Source organism: Desulforhopalus singaporensis (genome assembly GCF_900104445.1).
GTDB classification, from domain to species: Bacteria; Desulfobacterota; Desulfobulbia; order Desulfobulbales; family Desulfocapsaceae; genus Desulforhopalus_A; species Desulforhopalus_A singaporensis.
Genome location: NZ_FNJI01000015.1, coordinates 32,644 through 46,278, shown reverse-complemented (window position 1 = coordinate 46,278; position 13,635 = coordinate 32,644). Strand labels below are relative to the sequence as shown.

At 54.4% G+C, this 13,635-nt stretch carries 8 protein-coding genes; 5 read left to right on the top strand and 3 right to left on the bottom strand.

What is annotated here, in order from left to right; genetic code table 11:
- The first annotated feature begins 5 nt into the window (after positions 1-5).
- On the top strand, positions 6-3,812 hold the full coding sequence (purL, locus tag BLQ17_RS11620; RefSeq protein ID WP_092223002.1) for a phosphoribosylformylglycinamidine synthase: 3,807 nt from the start codon (positions 6-8) through the stop codon (positions 3,810-3,812).
- 58 nt (positions 3,813-3,870) lie between these two features.
- On the opposite strand, the gene BLQ17_RS11615 is transcribed toward purL, so the two are convergent.
- Both BLQ17_RS11615 and BLQ17_RS11610 read right to left on the bottom strand, forming a co-directional pair.
- Positions 3,871-6,336: a helix-turn-helix domain-containing protein gene (locus BLQ17_RS11615; RefSeq protein WP_092223000.1), complete on the bottom strand. Its 2,466-nt coding sequence runs from the start codon at positions 6,334-6,336 to the stop codon at positions 3,871-3,873.
- A 27-nt stretch (positions 6,337-6,363) separates the two neighbouring features.
- Complete coding sequence (locus BLQ17_RS11610; protein WP_092222998.1) at positions 6,364-7,089, bottom strand: YecA/YgfB family protein; 726 nt, start codon at positions 7,087-7,089, stop codon at positions 6,364-6,366.
- Between the two features lie 224 nt (positions 7,090-7,313).
- Here BLQ17_RS11610 and BLQ17_RS11605 point away from each other — a divergent pair, with 224 nt between their 5' ends.
- Positions 7,314-8,048 (top strand): metallophosphoesterase family protein, encoded by a 735-nt coding sequence (locus BLQ17_RS11605; protein WP_092222996.1) that lies wholly within the window; start codon positions 7,314-7,316, stop codon positions 8,046-8,048.
- Between the two features lie 37 nt (positions 8,049-8,085).
- On the opposite strand, the gene BLQ17_RS11600 is transcribed toward BLQ17_RS11605, so the two are convergent.
- Entirely contained in the window at positions 8,086-9,414 is a 1,329-nt protein-coding gene (locus BLQ17_RS11600) for a serine/threonine protein kinase (protein ID WP_092222994.1), read from the bottom strand.
- Positions 9,415-9,627: 213 nt separating this feature from the next.
- Between BLQ17_RS11600 and BLQ17_RS11595 the strand changes: the two genes are divergently transcribed.
- The 3 genes from BLQ17_RS11595 (at position 9,628) to serB (ending at position 13,261) form a co-directional block, all read left to right on the top strand.
- Positions 9,628-11,514 (top strand): bifunctional acetyl-CoA hydrolase/transferase family protein/GNAT family N-acetyltransferase, encoded by a 1,887-nt coding sequence (locus BLQ17_RS11595; RefSeq protein WP_092222992.1) that lies wholly within the window; start codon positions 9,628-9,630, stop codon positions 11,512-11,514.
- A 102-nt stretch (positions 11,515-11,616) separates the two neighbouring features.
- Entirely contained in the window at positions 11,617-12,195 is a 579-nt protein-coding gene (locus tag BLQ17_RS11590) for a methyltransferase family protein (protein WP_176761191.1), read from the top strand.
- 166 nt (positions 12,196-12,361) lie between these two features.
- Positions 12,362-13,261: a phosphoserine phosphatase SerB gene (gene serB / locus BLQ17_RS11585; RefSeq protein ID WP_092222987.1), complete on the top strand. Its 900-nt coding sequence runs from the start codon at positions 12,362-12,364 to the stop codon at positions 13,259-13,261.
- The last annotated feature ends 374 nt before the right edge of the window (positions 13,262-13,635 follow it).

The following is a 13,635-nucleotide window of genomic DNA, read 5'->3' as shown; positions in this document are numbered from 1 at the left end:
TCATTATGGGTGTGAACATCACACAGCTCTATCGAAAGATCGATGAAACAAGAGCGTACTGTTATAATATCGAGTCATCAAGACCGCTTACCCCGGAAGAAATACGGTGTTTGCGGCTTATCCTGGCGGATGGCTTTCTGGTCGAGACCGTCCAGGAAACTCCGGTACTGTCCGGGGACCGGGTGGTCGAGGTCGGCCCGCGGATGAATTTTGCCACAGCATGGTCCTCGAATATGGTTTCGATCTGTCAGTCGACCGGGCTGGGGGTCGTAACCAGGGTGGAAAGATCCAGGCGTTATGTCGTTCCTGAAGGTGTCGACCTGCAGGAGTTTATCGACCGCAACCATGACCGTATGACCGAGTGTCACTACCCGGAGAAGTTGACGACGTTTGAAACGGGGGTGGTTCCCGAAGCCGTATACGAGGTGGATCTTATCGCCAAAGGCGCCGATGGTTTGACGGAGCTGCCCGGGGTCTCCATGGATGAGTGGGACCGCAACCTCTATTACGATTATTTTGTCCGGCAAAAAGGACGCAACCCGACCATCGTCGAGATAATGGATCTCAATAACGCCAATTCGGAACATTCCCGTCACGGATTTTTCAAGGGCAGGCAGGTTATTGACGGCGAAGAGAAACAAAAGACGCTTTTTGACCTGGTGAGAGAGACCCTTGATGCCAACCCCAGGGGATCGCTGGTGGCGTTCAAGGATAACTCCAGCGTTGTCAAAGGGTACGAAATAGATACGATCGTTCCCCGGAGCCCCGGAAAACCTTCACAGTTTATCCCGGTGAAAGTCGACTATAATCCGCTATTGACCGCGGAGACCCATAACTTCCCCACCGGGGTGGCTCCTTTTCCCGGGGCGGAGACCGGCACCGGCGGCAGGATAAGAGACGTGCAGGGCACCGGCCAGGGAGGGTTTGTTATTGCCGGAACCGCCGGGTACTGTGTCGGTAATCTCAACATTCCCGGCTACGACCTGCCCTGGGAACACAACTACCCCTGCCCGGATAATCTTGCCTCCGCTCTTGAGATTGAAATTGAGGCGAGCAACGGCGCCTCGGATTATGGCAATAAGTTTGGCGAGCCTCTCATCCAGGGGTTTACCCGCTCCTTCGATATGCGCCTTGAGAACGGCCAGAGGTGGGGATTTCTCAAGCCGATAATGTTTACCGCCGGTATCGGCCAGATCGACGGCCGTCACACTGAAAAATCGGCGGAGGAAAAAGGCATGCTGATCGTGCAGGTGGGCGGCCCGGCGTATCGCGTCGGATTTGGCGGCGGTGCCGCCTCCTCCATGCTGCAAGGTGAGAACGAGTCGGCGCTGGATTTTAATGCAGTGCAGCGTGGCGACGCGGAGATGGAACAGAAAATGAACCGCGTCATCCGTGCCTGTAATGAAATGGGGGATAAAACCCTCATCGACGTGATCCATGACCAGGGGGCCGGCGGCCCGGCCAACGTCTTGAAGGAGCTGGTCGAGAAATCGGGCGGCAGGATAGAGATCAGGAATATCCGGGTGGGGGATCCCACCATGTCGGTCCTTGAAATCTATGTGGCTGAATATCAGGAGCGAACGGGCTTTCTCATCCGCCCCGAAAATATAGAAAAGTTCCAGGCGATCTGCGACCGTGAAAAAGTGGGGTGCGAGGTGCTTGGCGAGGTGACCGGCGACCTGCGGTTCGTGGTGCACGACGCGTCGGATGACACCACCCCGGTGGATATAGACCTTCCCGCCCTTCTGGGGGAAATTCCGCAGAAAACCTTTCATGACTCGCGGGCACCGCTCAAGTCGTCTGCTCTCAAGCTGCCGGATGGGTTGCGTGTGGCGGACGCTCTGGGTGATGTGTTGCGGCTGGTGTCCGTCGGATCGAAACGGTTCCTGACCAACAAGGTCGACCGGGCGGTTACCGGGTTGATCGCCCGCCAGCAATGTTGCGGCCCCCTGCAGCTTACGGTGGGCAATGTCGCGGTGGTGGCCCAGTCGCATTTCGGCAGGACCGGAATTGCCTCATCCATTGGCGAGCAGTCGATCAAGATGGTGGTTGATCCGGCTGCGGGGGCGAGAATGGCTGTCGGTGAAGCACTGACCAACCTTGTATGGGCGAAAATAGAGGATCTGGAGCAGGTAAAGTGCTCGGCCAACTGGATGTGGGCGCCGAAGCTTGCCGGGGAAGGGGCGGCGCTCTACGATGCGGCCGAGGCCATGCGCGGGGTGATGACCGAGGTCGGCATAGCGGTTGACGGCGGCAAGGACAGCCTTTCCATGGCGACCATGGTGGGCGAGGAAACGGTCAAGTCGCCCCGTGAGCTTGTCATATCCACCTATGGCGCAATGCCCGATATAACAAGGTCGATCACCCCTGATATCAAGGAAGTGGGGGCGCCGCTACTGTTTATCGACCTCGGTGGCGGCAAAGACCGGATGGGAGGGAGCGCCCTGGCCCAGGTTATGAACCAGATGGGTGACAGAAGTCCCGACGTGGGGGATGGCAAGCTGTTGAAAAACTGTTTTCTCGCCATCCAGCAAATGCTTGACCAGGATCTCCTGCTCGCCGGGCACGACCGCAGCGACGGCGGGTTGATAACCACGCTTCTGGAGATGGCGTTTGCCGGAAACTGCGGACTTGAGATAAACCTCGACGGGATGTCCACGGTTTTTGAAAAGTTCTTTGCCGAAGAACTCGGCCTGGTTGTCGAGTGCAGCCAGAAGAATCTTGATGCGGTAACGGCGATACTGGCCGATTACGGGGTCGGGTACGCCGAGATCGGACGCTCGACCGAAAAAGACAGGGTGCGGGCGCTCTACAACGGTGTTGCGGTGCTTGACGAAGAGATGACCAGGCTCCGCGGATTCTGGGAGGAGACCAGTTACCAGCTGGAGCGGCTGCAGGTGAATCCGGCCTGTGCCGATGAAGAGAAAGAGGCGATCTATAAGCGCAAGGGCCCCCGGTATAGCCTGCCTTTTTCTCCGGAACCGACCGCGCCGCAGATTCTTGCAAGAGAAGACAAACCCAGGGTGGCGATCCTGCGCGATGAAGGGTCCAACTCCGATCGTGAAATGACATCCGCTTTTTATTCCGCCGGTTTTGAGCCTTGGGATATCTGCATGAACGACCTTCTTGCCGGGCGGATAACCCTGGACGGATTCAGGGGACTGGCCGCTGTAGGCGGTTTTTCATACGCCGATGTGCCCGAGTCGGCCAAGGGATGGGCGGCAACCATTCTGTTCAACCCGCGTTTGAAACAAATGTTTGAACAATTTTACCAGCGGCAAGATACCTTCACCCTGGGCATCTGCAACGGCTGCCAGCTCTTCGGCCTTCTCGGCTGGGTGCCGGAGCCGGGGCTTGCGCCGGAGGTGCAGCCGCGGTTTGTGAAAAATATTTCGGAGAGGTTTGAGTCCCGCTGGTGCACGGTGAAGGTGCAGCAATCCAAGGCGATGATGCTGCAGGGCATGGAGGACCTGGTTTTCGGTATCCATGTGGATCATGGCGAGGGACGGTTGTATTTCCCCGACGGGGCGATCCTTGAAAAGGCGAAGCAGCAGGGTATGACACCGCTGGTGTACGTGGACGACGATGGCCGGCCCACCCAGCAGTACCCGTTTAATCCCAACGGTTCTGTTGAGGGACTTGCCGGCCTCTGTTCCGCCGACGGCAGGCATCTCGCGCTTATGCCGCACCCGGAGAGGGCTTTTCTGCCGTGGCAGGCGCACTACCTGCCCGCAGAGATGAACAACCTGGTCGTCTCACCCTGGATGAAGATGTTCCAGAACGCTTATGAATGGTGCATGAAAACCAGGTAGCGACGATCGAGCAAAACGGCAATAAAAGGGGGGAGCCGGACACCGTTCCCCCCCGTTTTCATGAAGATGATTCCAGGTGAGCTTTTACAAGCCTGATCTCACCATAGCTGAATCCGGGGCCCAGGGCGGCCTTGACGTCGGTTAGCCTGCCGGATTGACAGCTCTTCAGCTGATGCTCAATCTCTTCTCTTTTTTCCGGGGCAACGAGGGAGTCAACGGACAACTCGTTTTCGGCGATGTAGTAGGCCAGATGGTTTTCTATCGTGGTGGTCGTAAGGTTTCGCATCTTTGCTATCTGCTCTGTTGTGTTTCCCGCTAAGAAGAGCTCCAGGCTCTCTTTTCGGGTGTTTTTCTTCTTTGTCCCGGAAGGCTGCAACGCCGAAGAGACGTCTTTTTGCGAGGGTGCCGAACCATCGGTAATGTTCTCCCGGTTGCAGTAGTCGGTGACCATATCGACGAGCTCGTCGCCGTACCGGGCGGCCAGCTTGTCGCCGATGCCCTTGACTTTTTTCAGCGCCGCAGTCGTTGTCGGCAGCGTGGCGGCGATCTGAATGAGGGTTTTCAGGTGCATCACCTGGAATGGAGTGAGGTTTTCACCTTTGGCTTTTTGTGTCCTCCAGGTCTTCAGCGCGGCGTAGAGCTTGTGGTGCTCGATATCTTCCTCGGTGTAGCTCACGGTTTCACTGGTGCTGCGCTTTGGTACTGATTCCACCCCGGCTCGGGATATGGCCCGCAGGTAGCGGTGTGCGTCAAATCCGGTTTCGCAGCAGGTGACGGCCGCGAGTTTGATATGCGCTTCCTCCTGCAGCCTGCTGATATTTTTTTCGGCCTTTTTCTTCAGCTCGCTGTTGTCGCTTTCAGCTTCTATCAGCGCACCCTTGTCAGTCAGCAGCTGTTTTATTTTTTCCTGAAAATAGATCGAACCCTTGTTGATGCGGTCGAGAATAACGGGGTCTTCCGAGACCGGAACCTGGTCGTCGAACAGGCTGGTGAGCTGTCTGCCGAAGTTGCTCCCCACCGTGGTAATACCGGTTGCGACTTTCTGCTGCAGGGTGTCGATGGAGGTGCTGCCGCCAATTCGCAGCAACCCCCCGCTGTTTTCTGCAAGGCCGCATAACCGGTTGAGAATTGCCTGGAGCCTCCCAAAATTAAAGCAGTCCAGCAGCAGGCTTCGCTGGTAGCTGAGCCTGGCCCGGTGCAGTTTCTCCGGGGTTGGAATGTTGTTGCTGCTGGTTGCGGTGAATTCAAGCACGCTTCTGTCGGTTTTAATCCGCCCTGGAACGATCGGCGAGCGCAGGACAAGTCCTTCGAGGGTGCGGCAGCGGCTGAGCGCCACATAGACCTGGCCGTGGGCAAAGGCAGCCTTGGCGTCGATTGCGGCGCGGTCGAACGTGAGTCCCTGACTTTTATGGATGGTTATCGCCCAGGCCAGTTTCAGCGGATATTGTATATAGGCGCCGATCTTGTCCTCGGTAATCTCCATCGTCTCGTTGTCGAGGCTGTAGGAGATATTGTCCCAGGTAACCGGTTCCACGGTGATCTCCTCATCATCTCCTTCGCACCTGACATAGACGGTGTCCCCTGATATTGAGGTTACCCTGCCGATTTTCCCGTTGAAAAACCGTTTTTCAAAGCTGTTGTCGTTTTTTACAAACATTACCTGGGCGCCGACTTTGAGTGTGAGTTCCTCGGGTGCGGGATAGCTGTGTTCAGGGAATTCTCCTTCTATCTCTGCGTGAAACCGGCAGGTTTTTCGGTCCAGATTCTCCAGCTGCGTGCGGTTGATGGCGTCGGCGTTTGCGTTGTGGGAGCAGAGCGTTATATATCCGGGGGCGCTGCTGTCGTTGTCGTTAAAATCCGGATCAACCCGGCTGTTGAGCAGTTGCAGATCCGCGCTGTCCAGTTTGTTGTCTCTTACCTTGTTGAGTAGCTCGATGAAACAGTGGTCGGTCTGCCTGTAGATATGCTTGAGTTCGATACAGACAAGTTCGGTTTCAGCCAGCGCCTTGCTGGTAAAAAAATAGGGGGAGCTGTAATGGCAACCGAGCAGGCGCCACTCATCGTTTTTGACCACCGGCGGCAGCTGGTTGAGGTCACCGATCAGCAGCAGCTGGACCCCGCCGAAAGGCTGGCTCGATCTGCGCAGCCGGCGGAGCACGTCGTCGACGCTGTCGAGAATATCGCCCCTGACCATGCTTATTTCGTCAATCACAAGCAGGTCGAGGCTTCTGATCAGGTCTCTTTTCTTGCGGTTGAATTTATGTTGCCGGCTGCTTTGCGTCCCCGGGATAAAAGGACCGAAAGGCAGCTGGAAAAAAGAGTGAAGGGTCACTCCGCCGCTGTTTATTGCGGCTACTCCGGTGGGGGCGGTAACAACCGTCCGTTTACTGCACTTTTGCTGCAACTCCTTGAGGAAAGTGGTTTTTCCGGTGCCCGCTTTTCCGGTAAGAAAAACATTACATCCGGTTTCACCGACAAATGAAAAGGCCAGGTCGAGTTCGGGGTTGGCGGCTGTTGTTTCCACGATTGTTGTTGTTCCTGTGCTAGCGGGCTACTTTTTGCCCCTGGTGAAATCGACCTCGATAATATTGTCTTTTTTTCTCTTTTTTCCAAGGGGTGCCGTCTTGGTTTTTAGTTGACGTTTTTTGTCCGCCAGATTTTGCGAATGGTCCTGCAGGGTTTTGATGGCAAGCGGCAGCGAAGCTATGAAGAAGAACTGGATCTGCAGCTCCCGTTCGTAGGGTTCGTCGGTCTGCTCAGGGAATATCTCACGAAACAACTCTTCGGGAATGGTATCGGTAAAATCGGCAACTTCCGCTGGGTCGACCAGCCCCTGGACGGTCATCAGGCTGTGGTAGATATCCTGCTTGTTTGTTTCGCTCAGCCACTTAAACTCCTCCGGGTCCCAGAGTTCTTCCCTGAGCGCCAGGGCCTCTTCAAATCCTGAGATCCACTGGTAAAGGTTTTCCAGGTCGGTTTCGTCGAGGTTTTCCAGGTCAAAGGAAAAGACAAGCTTGCCGCTGTTGTGCCGGGAGACGAGGGTGTTGTAGATCTTCATCAGGTGGCCGTACATCTTTTCCGCCTGGCGGGTATCCCGGTACTGGGGCATGGTTCCACCGAAGATCACCGGGACCCATTCACTTGGCAGAATGATGTCGGGAGTCATGGCGATGCCGAAAAGATATCCCTGGAGCTCTTCATAGGAAAAGGTCTCTTCCGGGACCTGGGTAAGGGTCAAAAATTCCTTCAATATTGCGATGTCTTCTGGTGTTAGCATGGCTTGCGTGATTGGCTGTCGGATGAAGTTTAAACAAAGCGGCTCGGAACCATAGGGTGGTCCGGGACCTTGTCTGCTGCTGACAAGTGTATTCACCAATAGTCAAAAAAGAGCGGATTGGAAAGGACAATTTGCCATTTAGTGAAAACTTGCTTATATCAACATAGAGGTTTTGGGTCGGATCTGGCCGGGAAACGATTACTACTGGACGCTCCGGGTTATCCATGAGAATTGCGGTACTGTCTGATATACATTCAAATATTGAGGCGCTCCAGGCGGTTGTCGGGCATGCCGGTGTTCACCTGGTTGACAGATATGTGTGCCTGGGTGATGTGGTCGGCTACGGTGCAAATCCCAATGAGTGCATTTCCCTCGTGAGCTCTCTTGGCTCTTGCCTGGCGGTTCTGGGAAACCACGATGCGGCCGCCCTGGGAACTCCTGTCCATATGGACAGGGATGCGCAAAAAGCGATCGCCTGGACCCGGTCTGTTTTGACCAAGAGTTCGAAATGGTTTCTGCACGAGATGAAAGATGTCATTCACCTCGGTGACATTGTTTTTTGTCACTCCAACCCCTATCGTCCGAAAAACTGGTATTACGTCACGGAAAAGACCTATATCAGTTCATCCTTTGCCCGTACGAAGGCCAAGGTGATTTTCGTCGGCCACACCCATGTCCCGGTGGCCATTACCAGGAAAAATTTTTTCTGCATCTATATCCGATCTCCCCAACACTCGATGGTCGTGCCGGTGGCCGAACTCAACCGCCAGATATTCAACGCCGGAAGTGTTGGTCAGCCCCGTGACGGAGATCCCCGTGCGGCCTATCTCATCTACGACACCCGCAAGAGCGTCATTGAATTTTACCGGGTCGGATACGATGTGAACAGGGCTTCGCGAAAAATAGCAGCCTTAGGGCTGCCGGAAAAATTCGCCGACCGCCTGGTGAAGGGGGTGTGACCCGCTTTATTGTAACAGGAGCCGGCCTGACTTTTGTTCATGGAAAAACCGGCAGGACGGTTCCCCTGCCGAAACCGGGCAGTGACGTGCGGATGTCGGTCAGGAGGTCGTCGCTGTTCTGGTATCTTTTGGCAAGATCACCCTGCAGGCAGGTCATGATAATCCTCTCCAGTTCCGGGTTTAACCCGGCCACGGCAACGTTTGGCGGCCTGCTCGTCATGGCGGGGTCGAGGTCGGCGGGATAGGTGTCGTTTTGTTGCAGGTAGGGGATCTGGTTGGTGGCGAAAATATAGAGGATCACCCCCAGCGCCCAGACGTCGCTGGCAAGGCATGCCCTGCCTGCAAACTGTTCGGGGGGCATAAAGTTTACCGTCCCTTCGGAACTGGCCTGGCCACTTTGCCAGTTAAGATCCCGGGCAATTCCGAAATCGAGCAGTTTGACCTGCCCCCGGCCGTTGATCAGGATGTTTTCCGGCTTGATGTCGCGGTGCAGGATGTTATGTTTGTGCGCATAGGCGACCGCGGAGACAAGCTGGAGAAAATAGCTTTCCCGCTCCAGCGGGGAGATCGGCCCGCGCAGAAGCTCCTGCAGCGAGGGGCCGTCGACATACTCCTGGATAAGAATGAATTTCCCGCTGTCTTTGACGATCTCTATCAGCTGGACCACGTTGGGGTGGTGGACCAGCCGCTTGAGGATGGCCGCTGACCGCAGTACCCTGATGTTCATCATGGACGAATGGGGAGACTTTGCGACCGCAAGTCTGCCGCTCGCTCTTTCCCTGACCAGCCAGACGACGCCAAACCCGCCGATCCCGAGTCTCTTGATTATCTCCCAGCGATCGAAAATATAATCCCCCCGGCGAGGTCTCGGGATGAGGGATTTGGGCGAGAAATAGTCGAGTCCGGCCTGAAAATAGTTGTACAGCCCGTGCCATGACAGCCCTCTTTTATAGGGGGGTGACTCATTCTGGCGCCGGCGGGCCATCACCTGTCCCAACTCAAGCAGGATCAGAAAGCTGATCGAGAACCTGTTCCTGTTCAGCGGCAGGTCGATAAAATCATCGGCTCCTGCGGCCAGATATTTTTTTATCTCTTTTGTATTGTCCCGCGGGACGAGGATCAGGATCGGGGCCAGGGGGCCAATGAAGTCCCGCACCAGCTGAATGGACCTGTGTTGCTTGCTTTTCGGGGCCAGCCGCAGGATGGCCAGACAGATTTTTGTCTGTTGGTGGGTGCGGATGTAGTTGCGAACGGTCTGCATGGTCAGGTCGACAGGAGTGAGGGCAAAAGGTGCAATAAGCTGCCTTACCAGGGTTCGATCAGACTCAGACAGGTTGAAAAGCAGTACGGTTTCAGTAGGGTTCATGCCATTGGTCCGCTGGTCGGTTGTTCGCCGGATATTGATTAACCCTATCAGATACCCCTGTTTTTCGACAAATACTATTTGCCCCTTGCCAAACCATGGAAAAACCGTCTCTTACCAGCTGGTCGCAGAAGGCTTGAAGAAACGATAGAAAAACAATACTATATAGTGTAGCTGTTTCATCTTCGTAACTGTTGTTCAACAAGGAGAGGTCTTATGCGGGATTCCGGGTATTGGGCGGATAATTATCAGAGAAACAGGATTACGGTTGAAGAGGCAATATCGAAAATAAAGTCTGGACAACGCATCTTTATCGAGTCTTCCACCGGAGAGCCCCAGCATCTGGTGAAGGGGCTTGCCGACGCCAGCCTGCGCTTTACCGACCTGGAAATAACCAGAATGTTCAGTGCGGAGTCGACCTCGCTGTCCCGTATCGCCGAGAAATCGAAATCCCAGAATCTCAATATCCGCTCTTTCTATCTGGGCTCGGCAAACACCAAAAGCTTCAAGGGCGACCTGCGTTTCATCACCCCGATCAATCTCTCAGACGTCCATAAACTGATAAAATCGAGACTGTTGCCTATCCAGGTGGCGCTTATCCAGGTGAGTCCTCCCGACGATTTCGGCTGGATGTCTCTTGGCGTCTCGGTGGATGTCACCGCTTCCGCCGCAGAGGCTGCCGACCTGGTTATCGCCCAGGTTAACCGACATATGCCGAAAGTGTTCGGCAGAAGTTCCATCCATGTCAATGATATCGACTACTTCGTTGAATACGATGAGGATCTGATCGAGATCGGCAACTATCCAGAAGTGGAGTCCGCAAGCCAGATCGCCAGATATATCTCACGGCTCATTGACGACGGCTCGACCCTCCAGTTAACGCTGGGGGCGACGACCAGTGCCAATATCGAGGCGATGATGGAAAAAAACGATCTCGGCATTCATACCCAGTATGTTACCAATACCATCATGAAACTCATGGCTATGGGGGTCGTGACCAATAAGAAGAAGGGGTTCAACAACGACAAGATTATCTGCAGCAACGCAATCGGTACCAAGGATCTCTACGATCTCCTTGAATACAATTCCGCAGTGGAGTTCCATCCGTCGAAATATGTCAACGATCCGCGGATAATATCGCAAAACAGGAAAATGGTGGCGATGAATCTCGGGCGTGAGATCGATCTTACCGGACAGGTGGCCGCAGACGCACTGCCGTTTAATAATTTTCTGGGTGTCACCGGAATACTCGACTTTTTCCGGGGAGCCTCGATGTCGGAAGGAGGGAAGTCGATCCTGATGATGACCTCCACCCGGGACAATTACAGCGCCAGCAGGATTGTCCCTATCCTCGAGAATTCGGCCGTGGTCGTTCCCCGAAGCGAGGTTCAGCATGTGGTGACCGAATATGGATCGGTCAACCTTTTCGGTAAAAGTATCCAGGAACGGGCTATCGCCCTCATCTCCATCGCTCATCCCGATTTCCGGGACTATCTGTTTGACGAGGCCAAGGAGATGGGACTGCTTGGACCCGAGAGATCGCTCAGGGAGGAGATGCATTCCATCTATCCCCTGGGCATTGAGGAGAGCCGGGAAATAGATGGTAAAAAACTCACTTTTCGGCCGGTGAAGCTGACCGACGAAAGAGCCATACAGGAGCACTACTACCGCCTCGACACCGCCGACGTCGTCTCCCGCTTTTTTCATGAAAAAACGAGTTTTGTCACCAAGCAGATCGAACAGACGTTCATTATCGATTACCATAACGATCTCACCATAGTCGTGGTGGAGGGCCAGCCCGGGTTTGAAAGGATTCTCGCCGTCGGCGAGTATTATCTCAATCCTGAGACGAAAATGGCGGAAATAGCTTTTTCCGTGGAGAAAACATGGCAGGGCAAAGGGTTGTCCTCCATTGTCATCCAGAAATTGGCCGAAGCGGCCAAACGAAACGGGATTAAGGGGTTGACTGCTTATACTTCACAACAGAATAAGCGGATGGTCAAATTGTTCCACAGCCTTGATTATGACGTAAAGAGTTCTTCCCAGGGCGATATGATCTACCTGGAAGCCTGTTTTGACAGAAAAGATGACTCGGGGACCTGAAAAAAGAAAGCGGCCTTTTGTCGGTACTGAATCCGGGACAACAAAAGGGGTGATCCGGCGGGTATGATCGTTTGCTGCTGTCTATGGATAGGGTGGTGCGTCTTGCATTCGCTGCTGATCACCCCCGGGGTTGTTGAGTTTCTTGAAAACCTGTGGCCGGTGCTGCCCAGGTATTACCGGCTGGCCTACAACCTCGTCTCCCTCCTGACCCTTGTCATGCTTGCGACCTATACCAGGATTGACCCGGGGCCGGTTGTTTTTGCCTGGAACGGGGTCCTGTCGATTTTCCGGTGGCTGATGATGGTTGCAGCCATCCTGCTGTTTTACGGCGGTGCCATCCAGTACGATCTGCACTACTTTTTCGGTCTGCGCCAGCTGAAAACCGGAAAATCGCATCTGCTCATGAACGGTGGAGGCGAGTTCCACCAGACAGGGGTGTTCGCCCTGACCCGCCATCCTTGGTATCTGGGCTGTCTTCTGGCCATCTGGTCCTTTCTGCCTGAGTACCATGCGAAAAGCTTTGGTGCAGCGGTCATTCTCTTTTTGTATATCCCGGTGGGAGCCATTCTTGAGGAGCGAAAGATAATGAAGTTATATGAGCAAAGCTACGGCAGGTACAGAAAAAGGGTCTCAATGCTCATTCCGCTTAAGTGGCTGGTAAAAAAAATCGGGCACTGGTGAAGGTTCTTTTTGCACTTTGTTGTGGTGCAATATTAATCCGAATGGTAAAGAAAAAAATTTTGCTTTGACAATCAGCATCTATTAAAGTGGATGGCTTTGAGCGTGCCTGGATAACACTACGAACTGTTCGCCCGCATACTGCACAAGCCACGGACGAAACCTGCCCATGACGAAAGTCGAGACAATGATGAACTATATTCTTGTACTTGTTGCGGCCGACCGGAAATCTCCTTTGACCGAAAGCCACCTGGACCTGGCCGGAACCATGTTGGGAGTGGATGTTCTCAAGACAACCTGGTTACGTCAGGGCAAAGCCGCGGACCTTGTGCTTGCGAGAAAACCTGGGCCGGATGCCAGGCTGCGGCTTGAGAAGCTGCTTGAACCGGACAGGATCGATTATTTTATCATTGCCGATGATGGAGCCAGGAAAAAAAAGCTTCTTGTGTCGGATATGGACAACACCGTAGTGGTGGGGGAAACCCTCGATGATCTCGCCGCTGCCTGCGGCCTGAAGGAGGAAATCTCCCAGATTACCGATCGTGCCATGCGCGGTGAGCTTGACTTCCGGGCGGCGCTGCGTAGCCGCGTGGCAATGCTTAAGGGGTTGAACGAGGCGGCTCTTGGCACAACCTGTGACGCGATCAGATGCATGCCCGGGGCCTCCACACTGGTGCGGTCCATGCAGCAGGCAGGTGCTTTCTGTGTACTTGTGTCGGGAGGTTTTACCTGTTTTACTGAACCGGTGGCCAAAAAACTCGGCTTTGATGTGCAGCATGGCAACCGGCTGGAACTTGACAACGGCGTTCTTACCGGAAAGGTGCTCGAGCCGGTGATTGACCATAAGTCCAAGCTTCAATTTCTCAAACATTACATGGAGGCTCGCGCCCTGGACCAGTCGTCCACCATCGCCATCGGCGACGGTGCCAATGACCTGGCAATGCTCCTGGCCGCCGGGCTGGGCGTCGGTTTTCACCCGAAACCCTATCTCAAAGAGCGTATTGAGAACAATATCCTTTACGGTGACTTGACGGCGCTGCTTTTCGTCCAGGGGTATACGTCGTTCTGACCTCGGAAAACAGAATACCCCGTCATGGCCGCCTCACGGCCCATCCGTTTATCTAAAAAATCCGGTCGGCGAAACCGCGCCGCCGGTTTTTTCTTTTTTCTTTCTCTGTTTGTCCCTGCTTCTGCGAAAAAAAATCTCGCGTCGCACAATTTTTGGTATTATAGTACCACAGAGTGATACGGTTGGGAGACGGCAGGGGATGCCTGAGCTGTCGACTGATTGCTGCCCTGTACGGAGCCGAAAAGTCGACGCTGTTGTGATTATATCCTGTGGTTCCAGCCGATTATCCTTTCCAGGCGCTGATTCGCCAGATGGTGTGTCGGAAAGGGCGAAACAATAAGAACTGTGTGGGGGCGGTTCGTGGTCAGGTTTTT

Excerpts from the sequence above, each read along its gene's own strand:
- purL (WP_092223002.1), top strand. The coding sequence starts at position 6 with ATGGGTGTGAACATCACACAGCTCTATCGAAAGATCGATGAAACAAGA.
- BLQ17_RS11595 (WP_092222992.1), top strand. The coding sequence starts at position 9,628 with ATGCGGGATTCCGGGTATTGGGCGGATAATTATCAGAGAAACAGGATT.
- BLQ17_RS11610 (WP_092222998.1), bottom strand. The coding sequence starts at position 7,089 with ATGCTAACACCAGAAGACATCGCAATATTGAAGGAATTTTTGACCCTT.
- BLQ17_RS11605 (WP_092222996.1), top strand. The coding sequence starts at position 7,314 with ATGAGAATTGCGGTACTGTCTGATATACATTCAAATATTGAGGCGCTC.
- serB (WP_092222987.1), top strand. The coding sequence starts at position 12,362 with ATGACGAAAGTCGAGACAATGATGAACTATATTCTTGTACTTGTTGCG.
- BLQ17_RS11600 (WP_092222994.1), bottom strand. The coding sequence starts at position 9,414 with ATGAACCCTACTGAAACCGTACTGCTTTTCAACCTGTCTGAGTCTGAT.